Origin of the sequence: Streptomyces sp. NPDC093109, assembly GCF_040701725.1 — a bacterium.
In the GTDB taxonomy this organism is placed as follows: Bacteria; Actinomycetota; Actinomycetes; order Streptomycetales; family Streptomycetaceae; genus Streptomyces.
The window spans coordinates 170,332-185,475 of sequence record NZ_JBFBEZ010000006.1 but is presented as its reverse complement, the minus strand read 5'-3'; the positions used below and the strand labels follow the sequence as shown (position 1 = coordinate 185,475).

Here is a 15,144-nt window from a genome sequence, read left to right as displayed (position 1 = left end):
TGCCGCAGCACTGACTGACCAAGGCGGGTGTTTCACGTGAAACCAATCGATCCGCGGCTGCTCCGGTACGCCCGCGCGACCCGCTTCTTCCTGGCGGCGGTTGTGGCGCTCGGGCTGGCCGGCGCCGGGCTGGTTATCGCCCAGGCGATGCTGATCGCCGAGGTGGTGGTGGGCGCCTTCCAGCACGGACTGGACAGCTCCTCGCTGCGCACCCCGCTGCTTCTGCTGGCGGCGGTGGCCGTCGGGCGCGGTCTGGTCGCCTGGCTCACCGAACTGGCGGCCCATCGGGCGAGCGCGGCGGTCAAGTCCGAGCTGCGCCGACGGCTGCTGGCGCGGGCGGCCGAGCTGGGCCCCGCGTGGCTGAGCGGTCGGCGCACCGGCTCTCTGGTGGCGCTCGCCACCCGGGGAGTCGACGCCCTGGACGACTACTTCGCGCGCTATCTGCCGCAGCTGGGGCTCGCGGTGGTGGTGCCGGTGGCGGTGCTCGCGCGCATCGTCACCGAGGACTGGGTCTCGGCCGCCGTCATCGTGGTGACGCTGCCGCTGATCCCGATGTTCATGGCGCTCATCGGCTGGGCCACCCAGTCCCGGATGGACCGTCAGTGGAGCCTGCTGTCCCGGCTGTCGGGCCACTTCCTCGATGTGGTCGCCGGACTGCCGACGCTCAAGGTCTTCGGCCGGGCCAAGGCGCAGGCCGAGTCGATCCGTACGATCACCACGCAGTACCGGCAGGCCACCCTGCGCACCCTGCGGATCGCCTTCCTGTCGTCCTTCGCGCTGGAGCTGCTTTCGACGCTGTCGGTGGCGCTGGTAGCGGTCGGTATCGGAATGCGGCTCGTCCACGGGGAACTGGATCTGTACACCGGCCTGGTGGTGCTGGTCCTCGCGCCCGAGGCATATCTGCCGATCCGGCAGGTGGGCGCCCAGTACCACGCGGCGGCCGAGGGGCTCGCCGCTGCCGAGGAGATCTTCACGGTCCTGGAGACCGAGCCGCCGGCACGCGGTACGGGCGCGGTGCCCGGCGCGCCGAGGCTGGAGCTGACCGGGGTGACGGTCCGCCACCAGGGCCGTACGGAGCCCTCGCTCGACGCCGCCACCCTGACGGTCGAACCGGGCGAGACGGTCGCCCTGGTCGGCCCGAGCGGCGTGGGCAAGTCCACGCTGCTCCAGGTGCTGCTCGGGTTCGCCGTGCCCGACGAGGGCCGGGTACGGGTGGACGGCCGGGAGCTGGCCTCCCTCGACTCGGACCGCTGGCACGAGCGGATCGCCTGGGTGCCGCAGCACCCCCATCTCTTCGCCGGGACCATCGCCGAGAACGTACGGCTGGCCAGGCCGGACGCCGAGGCGGCGGCGGTGTGGGACGCGCTGCGCGACGCGGGCGCGGCCGACTTCGTGGCCGCGCTCCCCCGGGGCCTCGACACCGCGCTCGGCGAGGACGGCGCCGGGCTCTCGGCCGGCCAGCGCCAGCGGCTCGCGCTGGCCCGGGCCTTCCTCGCCGACCGGCCGGTGCTGCTCCTCGACGAGCCCACGGCCGCGCTGGACGGGGAGACGGAGGAGGGCATCGTCGACGCCGTACGGCGCCTGGCGGTCGGCCGCACCGTCCTGCTCGTCGTCCACCGGCCGGCGCTGCTCGCGGTGGCGGACCGGGTGGTGGAGCTGTCGCCGCGGGCGGTACGGGCGGCACAGCCGGCACGGGAGACCGGCGACGGGCCGCCGGTGCCGTCGGCGCCCGGCCCGCGCGAGCCGGACGCCGGCTTCGGCGCGTACGACGTCCCCGTGCACGACGATCCCGCGCACGACGGGTTCGCGGTGTCCGGGAAGCCCCTCGCGCGGATGCGGGCCGCCGCCGGGGCGCTGCGGGGCCGTTTCCTGCTTGCCCTGCTCCTCGGAAGCTGCGCCCTGGGCTCCGCCGTCGGGCTCATGGCGGTGTCCGGCTGGCTCATCTCGCGCGCGTCGGAGCAGCCGCCCGTGCTCTATCTGATGGTCGCGGTGACGGCGACCCGCGCCTTCGGCATCGGCCGCGCCGTCTTCCGCTACGCCGAGCGCGTCGTGTCCCACGACGCCGTGCTCAGGATGCTCGCCGACCTCAGGGTCTCCGTGTACCGGCGGCTGGAGCGCGTCGCCCCCGCCGGGCTGCGCGAGACCCGGCGCGGGGATCTGCTGTCCCGGCTCGTCGCCGATGTGGACGAGCTCCAGGACTACTGGCTCAGGTGGCTGCTGCCCGTCGGCAGCGCCCTGCTCGTCGGCGCGGGCACCGTCGTATTCACCGCGTGGCTGCTGCCAGAGGCGGGCGCAGTCCTGGCCGCCGGGCTGCTCGCCGCCGGGGTGGGCGTACCGCTGCTGAGCGCGGCGGTCACCCGCCGCAGCGAGCGGCGGCTGGCACCGGCGCGCGGGCTGCTGGCCACCCGGGTCACCGATCTGCTCGCCGGCACGGCCGAGTTGACCGTCGCGGGTGCGCTCAGGGGCCGGCTGGAGCAGGTGCGGCGGGCCGACGGGGCGCTCACGGCCATCGCGTCGCGCGGTGCGAGCGGCAACGCGCTGGGCAGTGGCCTCTCGGCCCTGATCTGCGGACTCACCGTGGCCGCCGCCGCGTTCGTCGCGATCCCCGCCGTCGGCGACGGGCGGCTGGCGGGCGTCGAGCTGGCCGTGATCGTACTGACGCCGCTCGCCGCGTTCGAGGCCGTGGCCGGGCTGCCCCTCGCCGTACGCCACCGCCAGCGGGCCGCGCGCGGCGCCGAGCGGGTGCACGAGGTGCTGGACGCTCCCGTGCCCGTACAGGAGCCGGCGGAGCCCGCCGCGGCCCCCGTGTCGCCGTTCCCGCTGGAGGTACGCGGACTGACCGCGCGCTACCCGGGGCAGCGGCGGGACGCGCTCAGCGGGCTCGACCTGACGCTGACCGAGGGGAAGCGTGTCGCTGTCGTCGGCCCCTCGGGGGCGGGCAAGACCACGCTCGCCCAGGTCCTGCTGCGCTTCCTGGACGCGCGCGCGGGCGAGTGCAGCCTCGGCGGTACGGAGCTGGCCGCGCTCGACGGGGACACGGTCAGGCGTTTTGTCGGGCTGTGCGCCCAGGACGCGTACCTCTTCGACAGCTCCGTACGGGAGAACCTGCGGCTCGCCCGTACGGACGCGTCCGACGACGCGCTGCGCGACGCCCTGCGCCGGGCCCGGCTGCTCGACTGGGTGGACGCCCTGCCCGACGGTCTCGACACCCTCGTCGGCGAGCACGGCGCCCGGCTCTCCGGCGGGCAGCGGCAGCGTCTGGCGCTGGCCCGCGCGCTGCTCGCGGACTTCCCCGTACTGGTCCTCGACGAGCCCGCCGAGCATCTGGACCTGGCGACGGCGGACGCCCTGACCGCCGATCTGCTGGCCGCGACCGAAGGGCGGACGACGCTGCTCATCACCCACCGGCTGCGGGGTCTCGACACCGTCGACGAGGTGATCGTGCTCGACGGGGGCCGCTGCGTACAGCGTGGTCCGTACGCCGAACTGGCCGCCGGGGAAGGGCCGCTGCGGCGGATGCTGGAGCGGGAACGGGCCGGGGATCTGCTCGGCGATCAGAAGTCGACTTTCCCCATCAAATAGGACTTACTAGGCTCTTGGGTATGAAAGTGCCCGAGCCTCTGGATCCCCTCGAAGCAGCCACCCGCGCGGCCGGCAGTCTGGAGGGCCTGTCCGCCGAGACCACCGCTCGGGTGCCGCAGCTGCTGGAAGCGATGTGCTCCGTCGGCGCGGGGCTCGGGCTGCACGCCACGCTCGACCGGATCTGCGGGACCGCGGCCGAACTCATCGGGGCGCGGTACGCCGCGATCGGCATCCTCGACGAGACGGGCGAGCGCCTCGCCGACTTCGTCGCGTACGGGGCCGGGGAGGACATGGCCCGGCGGATCGGGCGCCGGCCCGACGGGCACAGCGGGCTTCTCGGCGCCCTGATGCGGCATCCGGACCCGATCCGGCTCGCCGATCTGACGGCGGACCCGCGCGCCGTCGGATTCCCGCGGGGCCATCCGCCGATGCGGAGCTTCCTCGGCGTTCCCGTCCGCGTACAGGGCGAGACCGTCGGCAACTTCTATCTGACGGAGAAGAAGCCGGGCGGCGGGGACCCGCACGGTGCCGGGACGGGTGGTGCGGGCAGTGCGGGCAGTGCTGGCAGTGCTGGCAGTGCTGGCAGTGCGTGGGACGAATTCAGCGACCATGACCTGCGGATGCTGCGCGTCCTGGCCAACGAGGCCGGCACCGCAATCGGCAACGCCCGGCTGTACGAGGCCGCCCGGCAGCGCGAGCGGTGGATCGACGGCTCGGTCGCCGTCACCACCGCCCTGCTCTCCGGCAGCGGTGACGACGAGGGCGACGCGCTCACCGTCGTCGCCGAACAAGCCCGCAGACTGGCGGATTCCGCGGTCGGGGTGGTGCTGCTGCGCACCCCGGAGGGCGGGCTGGAGATCGTGGCCGTCTCCGCCGAGCATCCCGCCGCCCGGCCGGGCGACATCATCCAGGCCGACAACCCCGTTGCCGTGACCCTCCTGGCCGGCGAACCCGTCTTCGTGGACGACTTTCCCACCGACCCCCGGATGACGAACGCGCTGGCCACCGGGTTCGGCCCCAGCATGCTGCTGCCGCTGCGCACGGACGGCCGGGTGCTCGGCGCGCTCGTCACGCCCCGGCTGCGCGGCGCGCGCCGCTTCGGCGAGCGCGAACGGCTCCTTGCCACCCAGTTCGCCTCGCAGGCGGCGCTGGCGCTGATGATGGCCGAGGCCCAGCGCGACCGCGAGCGGCTGGCCGTGCTGGAGGACCGCGACCGGATCGCCCGCGATCTCCACGACATCGTCATCCAGCGGCTGTTCGCGACCGGGCTGATGCTGGAGACCGCCCACCGAGGCGCGGTCGCGCCCGAGGTCCACCAGGGCATCGATCAGGCGGTCGAGGCCCTCGACGTGACCATCCAGGAGATCCGTACGGCCATCTTCGCGCTCCAGCAGGGTTCGGCCGAGGCGCCGGCCGGGCTGCGCACCCGGGTCCTGCGGGAGATCAACATGGCCGCGGTGCCGCTGGGCTTCAAACCGGGCCACCGCTTTGTCGGCCCGGTCGACGCCGCCGTGGGGGAGCTCGTCGGGAAGAACCTGATCGCCGCGCTCCGGGAGGCACTCTCGAACGCCTTCCGGCACGCGCGCGCCACCCGTATCGAGGTCGTGGTGGATGTCACCGTACGGCTGCCCGACGGCAGGGGCGCGGTGCGGCTGTCGGTCGCCGACGACGGGGTGGGCATTCCGGCGGGCGGCAGGCGCAGCGGACTGCGCAATCTGGTGCGGCGGGCGGAGTCGCTGGGCGGGTCGAGCAGGTGCGAGAGCGGGCTCGGGCCGGTGCCGGCGGAAGGTTCGGCGGGCCCGGCCGACGCACTGGGCGGCGGTACGAGGGTGATCTGGGAAGCCCCGCTGTGACGACGTGTCGCGAGGCTTCCCGGGCTCCCCGTTACCGCTATCGCTGCTGCTATCGCCGCTGCTGCCGCGCCAGGATCTCCTCGATGACGACCGCCACGCCGTCCTCGTTGTTGGTGACCGTACGGCCGGAGGCGGCGGCCAGTACGTCCGGGTGCGCGTTGCCCATGGCGTAGGAGGTGCCGGCCCAGGTCAGCATCTCCAGATCGTTCGGCATGTCGCCGAAGGCGACGACCTCGTCGGAGGAGATGCCGCGCTCGGCGCAGCAGAGGGCGAGCGTGCTGGCCTTGCTCACGCCCGTGCCGCTGATCTCCAGCAGCGCGGACGGGCTGGAGCGGGTGATGTTGGCGCGGTCGCCCGCCGCCGTACGGGCCAGGGCGAGGAAGCCGTCGGGGGTGAGGTCGGTGTGGTGCGCGAGCAGCTTCAGCACGGGGACGGCGTCCACGGCGTCTGCGGCGTCCGCAGCGCCCGCGTACGCGTCCGGGCCGCTCGCCCGCAGCAGCTCCTCCGCGGTGCCCAGGCTCACGGCCGGGTCTTCGGCGAAGCGCGGGTACTGCGGCTCGTAGTGGATGCCGGTGGCCGTCTCGACCGCGAACGTCGTCCCGGGCGCGGCGTCGCGCAGCGCCCGTACGACGTCCAGCGCGACCGTACGGTCCAGCGGGCGGCTCCTGAGCAGCTTGCCGTCGGAGTGCAGATCGACCACGGCCGCGCCGTTGGCGCAGATCGCCATGCCGTGACCGTGTACGTAGTCGCTGACGATGTCCATCCAGCGGGCCGGCCGGCCGGTGACGAAGAAGACCTCGATCCCGGCCTCCTCGGCGGCGGTGAGCGCCTTGACCGTACGTTCCGAGACGGACTTGTCGTCGTGCAGCAGGGTGCCGTCCAGATCGGTGGCGATCAGCCGCGGCCGGGCGGGGAGCGGGGAGTCGTCGTCGGACGGGGTCTGAGATCCACGGGGCAGGGTCACGGACTCATTCTCGCGCACGGATCCGCACGGGCGTGCGGAGGGGCGCACATCTGAGTGGGCGTCGGGTGTGATGCCTCCCGGCGCCCACCGCGCGGGGGATCGGGCGCGCTCAGGACTCCGGTGTGCCGCTGAGGGCGACCACGGCGAAGGTCGCGCCCTGGGGGTCCTGGACGATGGCCAGCCTGCCGACCTTCTCCATGTCGAAGGGCGGCACCAGCAGCGAACCGCCGGCCCGGACGAGAGCGTCCACCGTGCTGTCCGTGTCGTCCACGGCGAAGTTGACGAGCCAGTGCGGCGGGACGCCCTCGGGCAGGTTCTCCATGCCCTGGAGGCTGCCGACCGTACGCCCCTTGACCTGGAAGCCGGTGAACCCCGGCATGCCGGGCATCGGTCCTGCCTCCAGGCCCAGCGCGGCGCGGTAGAAGGTGCCCGCGGCCTTCGGGTCCGAGGTGCTGAGCTGGTTCCAGACCAGCGCGCCGGGCTCGTTGACGATCTGGGCGCCGGGGAAGTCCAGCGGCTGCCACACCCCGAAGAACGCGCCCTGGGGGTCGGTGGCGATCAGCATGCGGCCGATCGTGCCGACGTCCATGGCGGGGGAGATCACCGAGCCGCCGTTCGCGCTGATCGCGCTCTGGGTGGCGGTGGCGTCCGCGCTGGAGAAGTACGTACTCCAGTGGGGTGGCGGCGGGGGCTCGGCGCCTTCCGGGGCCATCGCCTTCATGATCCCGGCGACGGGCTTGCCCCTCAAGGTGCACGTCGAGTAGCCACCGAACTCGTCGGGGCCGATCTCGCCCTGCCAGCCGAACAGATCCCGGTAGAAGTCCAGGGCGGCCTGCTGGTCGGGGACCATCAGATCGACCCAGCAGGGCGTGCCGGGCTCGTACGGGGTGGTGACCTCAGGCATCTCGCGTCTCCAAGCTGTGGTCTGCGGCGGGCCGGGGCGTGCGCCCGCGCCGGTGGGCTCCCCCTCGACCACCTTGCTCGCGCCGCGCCGATCCCGCATCCGGCGATCTCGCATCCGCCGGTCCCGCATCGACCGGTCCCGGCCGTCGACATCGATACCGTCGACATTGATACGGCCGAGCTGTGGACCGCAGCTCGGCGACGAGACGATCCGGGCGGCGCGCGGGGTGCCGCTGCCCGCCGTAAGCGCCGCGCGCAGGCGTGCCGCCTGGGTACGGCTGTGGTGCGGGTGTGGCGCGGGTGGTCCTCCTCGGGGTACACGAGGCCGCTCGGCCGGGGCGCCATGTCGGTCAGCACCAGGCCCGGAGCGTCGTCCAGGCGGTCCAGGATCCGCATCAGGGTCGGGCTGACGTGTTCGGAGTGCTGGAAGCGGGCCGGGCGTTGTGGCCGATGAGGCCGAAGACGTGGTCGCGTTCGTCCAGCGTCAGCCGCAGTGCCCGGGCGAGGGCGGCGGCGGTCTGCACGGACGGCTGCGGGTCGCGCTGCTGCTCCAGACGGGCGTACGTAGTCGGTGGACATGACGGCGAGAGCGGCGGCCTCCTCGCGGCGCGGTCCCTGGGCGCGTCTGCGCGGACCCTAGACCAGCCCGCCGTCGTCGAGCCCGGCGAACTCGACGCCGCCGGGCAGGCGTACGGCCTCGCCGTCCCCGCCGGGACGGTCAGCGGCATCGGTGTCGCCGGACTCACCCCGGGCGGCGGCATCGGCCATCTGGTGCGCCGCTACGGGCCACCGGCGACATCCTGCCGGCCTGCGAGACGGTCACCGTGGACGGGCGCAAGGTCCGCGTCGGCGAGGCCGAGAACCCCGAGCCGTTCTGGGCGCTGCGCGGCGGTGGCGGGAACTTCGGGTGTCACCGCGTTCGAGTACCGCTACCGCGCGCACCCGGTCGGGCCCGATGGTGTCGCCGGACAGCTGATCTTCCCGTTCGGCCAGGCCGCCGACGTACTCGCCAAGCTGCCCGCGCGGATGGCCACCGCGCCCCGGGAGCTGGGCCTGCCGACCGCGATCGCCTCCGCGCGGCCAAGGCCGCCCGGGACCCGGACAACCTGCTCCGCTTCCACAAGAACATCGCTCCAGCCAGCGCCGGCTGACCCGGCCGGTCGACCGGTACGGCACGACGGGCACCGACTCCGCCTGACGGCGGGGGCAGGGGCAGGGGCAGGCGGTTCACCTGAGCTGGGCAGGGGCCTCCGTGACGATCTTCTCGAAGACCGCCTCATCGGCGGCGAAGTCGGAGCCGGGAATCGGCCAGTGGACGACGATCTCCGTGATGCCGACATCCCGGTGCCGGCCGGCGAAGTCCACGAAGGCGTCGACCGATTCCAGCGGCCGGCCGCGGTCCGGGGTGAAGCCGGTGAGCAGGATCTTGTCGAGCTCGGCGACATCCCGGCCCAGCTCCGCGCACGCCTTGCCGAGCCGGTCGACCTGTCCGCGGATGGCCTCGGCCGACTGCTCGGGAGTGCCCTCCTCGAACAGCTTCGGGTCGCCGGTTGTCACCCACGCCCGGCCGTGGCGCGCGGCCAGCTTCAGCCCGCGCGGGCCGGTGGCGGCGACGGCGAAGGGCAGCCGGGGGCGCTGGACGCAGCCGGGCAGGTTGCGGGCCTCTTCGGCGGAGTAGTGGGTGCCGATGTGGCTCACCGAGTCCTCTGTGAGCAGTCGGTCGAGAAGGGAGAGGAACTCGCCGAACCGGTCAGCCCGCTCGCGCGGCGTCCAGGCCTCCTGGCCGAGGACGGTGGCGTCGAAGCCGCTGCCGCCGGCGCCGATGCCCAGGGTGATCCGGCCCCCGGAGATGTCGTCCAGGGAGATCAGCTCCTTGGCCAGGGGCACCGGGTGCCGGAAGTTCGGCGAGGTCACGAGGGTGCCAAGGCGCAGGTGCTCCGTGGCGGTCGCGGCGGCGGTGAGGGTGGGCAGCGCGCCGTACCAGGGGCCGTCGCGGAAGGTCCGCCAGGACAGGTGGTCGTAGGTGTACGCGGCGTGGAAACCCAGCTCCTCGGCACGCTGCCAGCGCTCACGGCCCCCCTTGTGCCAGGGGTCGATGGGGAGGATCACGGTGCTCAGGCGCAGGGTCATGACCACGAGCCTACGTGCGGCCCGGGCGGTGACGTCTCAGGCGCCGGCGAAGCGCAGGTACCGCGCGGGTACGGAGTCGGTGAGCCAGACGCCGTTCGCGCTGACCCGGAAGATCAGCCCCTCCCGGTGCATCCCCGCCGCGTCCACCGGGAGGACGACGGGCCGGCCGCGGCGGGCGCCGACCCGGGTGGCGGTCTCGCGGTCGGCGGAGAGATGGACGTGGTGGCGGCGCATGGGACGGAGGCCCTCGGCGCGGATGGCGGCCAGGTTGCCGGCGACGGTCCCGTGGTAGAGGTACGCGGGCGGTGTCGCGGGAGCCAGGTCCAGATCCACCGTGACGGTGTGCCCCTGGTTGGCGCGGATCCGGTCGCCGTCGATGGTGAAGCGCTGTTTGTCGTTGACGGCCACCACATGATCGAGCTCGGCGCGGGTCAGGCGGAAGTGGTGCGCGGTGGTGGCGCGGAGCAGGTCGTCGATCGCCACCCAGCCGTTCGCGTCGAGGGTGATGCCGAGGCGTTCTGGCTGGTGGCGCAGATGTTTCGAGAGGTATTTCGATACCTTGACGGTGCGTCTCTCATCGGATTCTCCAGTCATCCGATCAGCGTGCCGGTGAGGCGTCCCCGGCCGCCACTTTTTTTCGATCCGGTTCTCTACTCCATGTTTGATCCACAGCCAACTCGGTTTATCCACAGGCTATTTGCTGGATCTGTGGACAAGTGGGCTCAGGGTTAAGGCTTTTGGGTAATGTGCCCGTTGTGTCGGTGGGTCCGGCAGGGCTCCACGGCGGCTCCGTCGGCGGCCGGCCCGGCGTACTCATCCCTTACGTGGCCCTTACGGGTCCCTACATCTGGAGGCTGACACGGATACAACCTCCTGGTCTGACGACCGGTGTGGCCCGTACCACTACCTTCGAAACGTGACTGTGATCGCGACCGAAAGCCTGAGTATGCGGTTCCCTCGGGTAACCGCGCTTGACCGGCTCTCCTTGGACATCGGCCCCGGTGTGACCGGGCTGGTGGGCGCCAATGGGGCCGGCAAGTCGACCATGATCAAGATCCTGCTGGGTCTGACCCCCGCCACGGAAGGCCGGGCCGAGGTGCTCGGGCTCGACGTCGCTACCAGCGGCGCCGCCATCCGTGAGCGCGTCGGGTACATGCCCGAGCACGACTGCCTGCCGCCGGACGTCTCGGCCACCGAGTTCGTCGTACACATGGCGCGCATGTCCGGACTCCCCGCCACGGCCGCCCGCGAGCGGACCGCCGACACCCTGCGCCACGTCGGCCTGTACGAGGAGCGGTACCGCCCCATCGGCGGCTACTCGACCGGTATGAAGCAGCGCGTCAAGCTCGCCCAGGCGCTGGTCCACGACCCCCAGCTGGTGCTGCTGGACGAGCCGACCAACGGCCTCGACCCCGTCGGCCGCGACGAGATGCTCGGCCTCATCCGCCGCGTCCACACCGACTTCGGCATCTCCGTGCTGGTCACCTCGCACCTGCTCGGCGAGCTGGAGCGCACCTGCGACCACGTCGTCGTCATCGACGGCGGAACCCTGCTGCGCTCCAGCTCCACCAGCGACTTCACCCGGACCACCACGACCCTCGCGGTCGAGGTCACCGACACGGACACGCACCCCGACGGTACGAAGGCGCTGCGCGAGGCCCTCACGGCGGCCGGCGTCACGCTCCAGGCGGGTACGGAGCAGGGCCTGCCGGGCGCGGGCCACATCCTCCTGGTCGAGGCCAAGGGCGAGGACACGCTCGACACCGTCCGCGACACCGTGGCCGGCCTGGGCCTCGGGCTCGTACGGATGGAACAGCGCCGCCACCACATCGCGGAGGTCTTCCGCCCGAACCAGGCCGACCAGGCCGAGCCGGCCGACCACGCCGAGCCGGCCGAGACCGCCGCCACCACCACCGCCGAGCCGGCCGCCACCGCCGCGACGGACCACGCACCGCAGCCGACGGGAGGCGCCCGCGATGAGCACTGAGATCCAGCCGGGCACGAAGACGACCATGGGCAGCGGCGCCGGCAGCGGCGCGGGTTCCACCCGTATCCACAACATCGGGTACCGCAATTACGAAGGAGCGCGCCTCGGCCGCGCCTACGCCCGCCGCTCCCTCTACTCGCAGTCCCTGCGCGGGTCGTACGGACTCGGCCGCTCGGCCAAGTCCAAGGTCCTGCCGATGATCCTCTTCGCGGTGATGTGCCTGCCCGCGGCGATCATCGTCGCGGTCGCCGTCTCGACCGACCTCAAGAGCCTGCCGCTCGACTACACGCGCTACGCGATCTTCACCCAGGCGGTCATCGGCCTCTATCTCGCTTCGCAGGCGCCCCAGAGCGTCTCCCGCGACCTGCGCTTCAAGACCGTCCCGCTCTACTTCTCGCGGCCGATCGAACGCGTCGACTACGTCCTCGCGAAGTACGGAGCGATGGCCTCCGCCCTCTTCGTACTGACCGCGGCGCCCCTCGTGATCCTCTACGTCGGCTCGCTGCTGGCCAAGATGGACTTCGTCGACCAGACCAAGGGATTCGGGCAGGGACTGGTGTCGGTCGCGGTGCTCTCCCTGCTCTTCGGCGGGCTCGGCCTGGTGATGGCCGCGCTCACCCCGCGCCGCGGCTTCGGCGTCGCGGCCGTGATCGCCACGCTGACCATCTCGTACGGCGCGGTCTCCACCGTCCAGCTGATCGCCTGGTCCGCGGGCTCGCCCGAGGTCGTCAAGTGGCTCGGTCTCTTCTCGCCGATCACCCTGATCGACGGCTTCCAGAGCGCGTTCCTGGGCGCCGGATCGTCCTTCCCGGGCGAGGCGGGCCCCTCGGCCGCCGCGGGCGTTGTCTATCTGCTGGTCATTCTCGCGCTGATCGCCGGCTCGTACGCCGTTCTGATGCGCCGCTACCGGAAGGTCGGGCTGTGACCACCATCCATATCGATCACACCTCGCGCTGGTTCGGCAATGTGGTGGCCGTCAACGACGTCTCCATGGAAGTGGGCCCGGGCGTCACCGGACTGCTCGGCCCGAACGGTGCGGGCAAGTCCACGCTGATCAACATGATGGCCGGATTCCTTGCCCCCTCCACGGGCACCGTCACCCTCGACGGAGAGCCGATCTGGCGCAACGAGTCCGTCTACCGGCAGCTCGGCATCGTGCCGGAGCGGGAGTCGATGTACGACTTCCTCACCGGCTTCGAGTTCGTCGTCGCCAACGCCGAACTGCACGGACTCGGCAAGAAGGCGGCGCGGGCGGCGCTCGCCACCGTCGAGATGGAGTACGCGCAGGACCGCCGGATCGCGACGTACAGCAAGGGCATGCGCCAGCGCGTGAAGATGGCCTCCGCGCTGGTCCACGAGCCGTCCGTACTGCTGCTGGACGAGCCGTTCAACGGCATGGACCCGCGGCAGCGCATGCAGCTGATGGAGCTGCTGCGGCGGATGGGCGACGAGGGCCGCACCGTGCTGTTCTCCTCGCACATCCTGGAGGAGGTCGAGCAGCTCGCCTCGCACATCGAGGTGATCGTGGCAGGCCGGCACGCCGCCTCGGGTGACTTCCGCAAGATCCGCCGCCTGATGACGGACCGGCCGCACCGCTATCTCGTACGGTCCAGCGACGACCGCGTGCTCGCCGCCGCGCTGATCGCCGACCCGTCGACGGCCGGCATCGAGGTCGATCTCGTGGAGGGCGGGCTGCGGGTGCAGGCGATCGATTTCGGCCGTTTCACCGAGCTGCTGCCGCGTGTCGCCCGTGAGCACTCCATCCGGCTGCTCACCGTCTCGCCCTCCGACGAATCCCTCGAATCGGTCTTCTCCTATCTCGTAGCGGCCTGAGCGGCCTGAAAGGAGCTGTGACGTCATGTACAACCCCACAGTCGCCCGGCTCACCCAGCGGGCCCTGCTCGGCAGGCGCCGGGCCGCGATCCTCTTCGTACTGCCCGCTCTGCTGATCATGATCTCGGTGGCCGTCCGCGTCTTCAACGGCGTGGACGACCAGGTCGCGTCCGACGTGCTGGGCGGCTTCGCGCTGGCCACGATGGTGCCGCTGATCGGTGTGATCGCGGGTACGGGGGCGATCGGGCCCGAGATCGACGACGGCTCGATCGTCTATCTGCTCTCCAAGCCCGTGAAGCGGTCGTCGATCATCTTCACCAAGCTGATCGTGGCGATCGCCGTGACCATGGCGTTCTCCGCCGTCCCCACCTTCATCGCCGGGTGGATCCTCAACGGCAACGGCCAGCAGATCGCGATCGCCTACACGGTCGCGGCGCTCGTCGCCTCGATCGCGTACAGCGCGCTGTTCCTGCTGCTCGGCACGGTCAGCCGCCACGCGGTCGTCATCGGCCTGGTCTACGCGCTGGTCTGGGAGACGTTCTTCGGCAGCCTGGTGGCCGGCGCGCGGACGCTCAGCGTCCAGCAGTGGTCGCTGGCGCTCGCCAAGAAGATCGGCGGCGACGGCATCATCACGTCGGACGTGACGCTGCCGCTGGCGGTGATCCTGCTGGCCGGGGTGACGGTGGCGGCGACCTGGTACGCGGGTCAGAAGCTGCGGACGCTGAAGCTCGCGGGCGAGGAGTGAGCGGACCATCCGCTGTCCGATCGGCAACCCCCGTCCGATGGGCGGGGGTTGCCGCGTAACTGTAGGGTTATCGGTTCGTTTGTCAGGGTGCGTGGAGGCAACTGGAGTTCGTTACGTCGAGTGTTCGTGAATCTGGGGATTGCCGGTGCCGGATCGAGAGCCGCACCGGTCATTGAGTGAGTAGCCACCGTGAGCCGACCTCCACCCCTGATGCCCGGGGAGAGGGCTGACCGTCGTTATTGGTTCGGCTTCGCGGAAAGAGAAGGCATTCACATGCCACCTGAAGGTGCTCTGCTCGAATCGCGCACGATGCGCGACAGCGTCATGGAGCGGGTCGAGACGCTCGACAAGATCAAGGCCCTGGCGATGCTTCCGGACGGCATCCATGTCCGTACGGAGGACGTGGCGCGGTACTTCGAAGTATCCACAGGCGTCATCAGGCAGTTGACAGCGCGGCATCGTGCGGAGCTGCGCGAGAACGGGATGCAGGTGCTGCGAGGCTCTGACCTGCGACGCTTTCATAGTGACATGTTGTCACTATGGGGCGGGGGCAAGGGTGAAAGTTATCCACAGGCCGCCACCCAGCTCACCCTCTACGGCCGCCGCGCCGTGCTCAACATCGCGATGCTCCTGCGCGACAGCGACATCGCGCGCCGCGTCCGTACGTATCTCCTCGACGCCGAGGAGGGCCGGCGCGAGGCGTACGCGTCCCTCGACCGGCGCGTGACGCAGATCGAGTCCTGCCTCGGCGGGGTCGGGCTCGCGCTCCAGGAGCTGGGGCCCGTCCTGAACCGGATGTCGCAGCGGCTCGACAGCCTGGACCGGCGGCTCGACGCCACCAACCAGGTGGTCGCGGCCCTCAGCAACCGGCTGTGCGACATGTCCGTCAGGATCGACCGGGTGGACGCGAAGGTCGATGACCTCGCCCGTCAGGTGAGGGATCTGCGCCGCGGCCGTAAGCACCGCTGATCCGTGCGGTCGTAAGCACCGCTGATCCGTGCCGCAGGCCCGCGTCCGTCTCTCCGGGGGCGTACGCGGGCCGTTGGGCGGATATTCGGTGGCGCCGGGCCGTGGCCGGGGGCACAGTTGCGCTGTGTGCGGGACACGCTCCGCGCACACCACAGACCGGGAGCGGAACACGGCGATG

11 protein-coding genes and 1 pseudogene are annotated in these 15,144 nt (G+C 71.8%); 7 read left to right on the top strand and 5 right to left on the bottom strand.

Annotated features, from left to right (window positions below; genetic code table 11):
* Nucleotides 1-36: 36 nt before the first annotated feature.
* Together cydD and AB0389_RS09070 are read left to right on the top strand one after the other, a co-directional pair.
* On the top strand, nucleotides 37-3,582 hold the full coding sequence (gene cydD, locus AB0389_RS09075; protein WP_366394656.1) for a thiol reductant ABC exporter subunit CydD: 3,546 nt from the start codon (nucleotides 37-39) through the stop codon (nucleotides 3,580-3,582).
* 20 nt (nucleotides 3,583-3,602) lie between these two features.
* Nucleotides 3,603-5,435, top strand: a complete 1,833-nt coding sequence (locus AB0389_RS09070; RefSeq protein WP_366394655.1) for a GAF domain-containing protein — start codon at nucleotides 3,603-3,605, stop codon at nucleotides 5,433-5,435.
* A gap of 49 nt (nucleotides 5,436-5,484) precedes the next feature.
* Here the strand turns inward: AB0389_RS09070 and AB0389_RS09065 are convergent, their stop codons facing one another.
* The 5 genes and pseudogenes from AB0389_RS09065 to AB0389_RS09045 form a co-directional block, all read right to left on the bottom strand.
* The gene (locus tag AB0389_RS09065; RefSeq protein WP_366394654.1) at nucleotides 5,485-6,399 is read right to left on the bottom strand and encodes a Cof-type HAD-IIB family hydrolase; all 915 of its coding nucleotides are present in this window, start codon (nucleotides 6,397-6,399) and stop codon (nucleotides 5,485-5,487) included.
* A 109-nt stretch (nucleotides 6,400-6,508) separates the two neighbouring features.
* The gene (locus tag AB0389_RS09060; protein WP_366394653.1) at nucleotides 6,509-7,303 is read right to left on the bottom strand and encodes a VOC family protein; all 795 of its coding nucleotides are present in this window, start codon (nucleotides 7,301-7,303) and stop codon (nucleotides 6,509-6,511) included.
* A gap of 341 nt (nucleotides 7,304-7,644) precedes the next feature.
* A pseudogene (locus AB0389_RS09055) lies at nucleotides 7,645-7,989 on the bottom strand (helix-turn-helix domain-containing protein); the annotation flags it as partial.
* A 540-nt stretch (nucleotides 7,990-8,529) separates the two neighbouring features.
* A complete protein-coding gene (locus AB0389_RS09050; protein ID WP_366394652.1) occupies nucleotides 8,530-9,432 on the bottom strand; it encodes an LLM class flavin-dependent oxidoreductase in 903 nt (300 codons plus the stop codon).
* Between the two features lie 36 nt (nucleotides 9,433-9,468).
* Nucleotides 9,469-10,026, bottom strand: a complete 558-nt coding sequence (locus AB0389_RS09045) for an RNA 2'-phosphotransferase (RefSeq protein WP_366394651.1) — start codon at nucleotides 10,024-10,026, stop codon at nucleotides 9,469-9,471.
* 352 nt (nucleotides 10,027-10,378) lie between these two features.
* Between AB0389_RS09045 and AB0389_RS09040 the strand changes: the two genes are divergently transcribed.
* The 5 genes from AB0389_RS09040 to AB0389_RS09020 all read left to right on the top strand — a co-directional run bounded on the left by AB0389_RS09040 (nucleotide 10,379) and on the right by AB0389_RS09020 (nucleotide 14,966).
* A complete protein-coding gene (locus AB0389_RS09040; RefSeq protein WP_366394736.1) occupies nucleotides 10,379-11,419 on the top strand; it encodes an ABC transporter ATP-binding protein in 1,041 nt (346 codons plus the stop codon).
* A 25-nt stretch (nucleotides 11,420-11,444) separates the two neighbouring features.
* The gene (locus AB0389_RS09035) at nucleotides 11,445-12,344 is read left to right on the top strand and encodes an ABC transporter permease (protein WP_366394735.1); all 900 of its coding nucleotides are present in this window, start codon (nucleotides 11,445-11,447) and stop codon (nucleotides 12,342-12,344) included.
* Entirely contained in the window at nucleotides 12,341-13,252 is a 912-nt protein-coding gene (locus AB0389_RS09030) for an ABC transporter ATP-binding protein (RefSeq protein ID WP_366394650.1), read from the top strand. Before AB0389_RS09035 ends, AB0389_RS09030 begins: the two co-directional genes overlap by 4 nt.
* Before the next feature lie 25 nt (nucleotides 13,253-13,277).
* Nucleotides 13,278-13,997, top strand: a complete 720-nt coding sequence (locus tag AB0389_RS09025; RefSeq protein ID WP_366394649.1) for an ABC transporter permease subunit — start codon at nucleotides 13,278-13,280, stop codon at nucleotides 13,995-13,997.
* Between the two features lie 273 nt (nucleotides 13,998-14,270).
* Nucleotides 14,271-14,966: a hypothetical protein gene (locus AB0389_RS09020; RefSeq protein ID WP_366394648.1), complete on the top strand. Its 696-nt coding sequence runs from the start codon at nucleotides 14,271-14,273 to the stop codon at nucleotides 14,964-14,966.
* The last annotated feature ends 178 nt before the right edge of the window (nucleotides 14,967-15,144 follow it).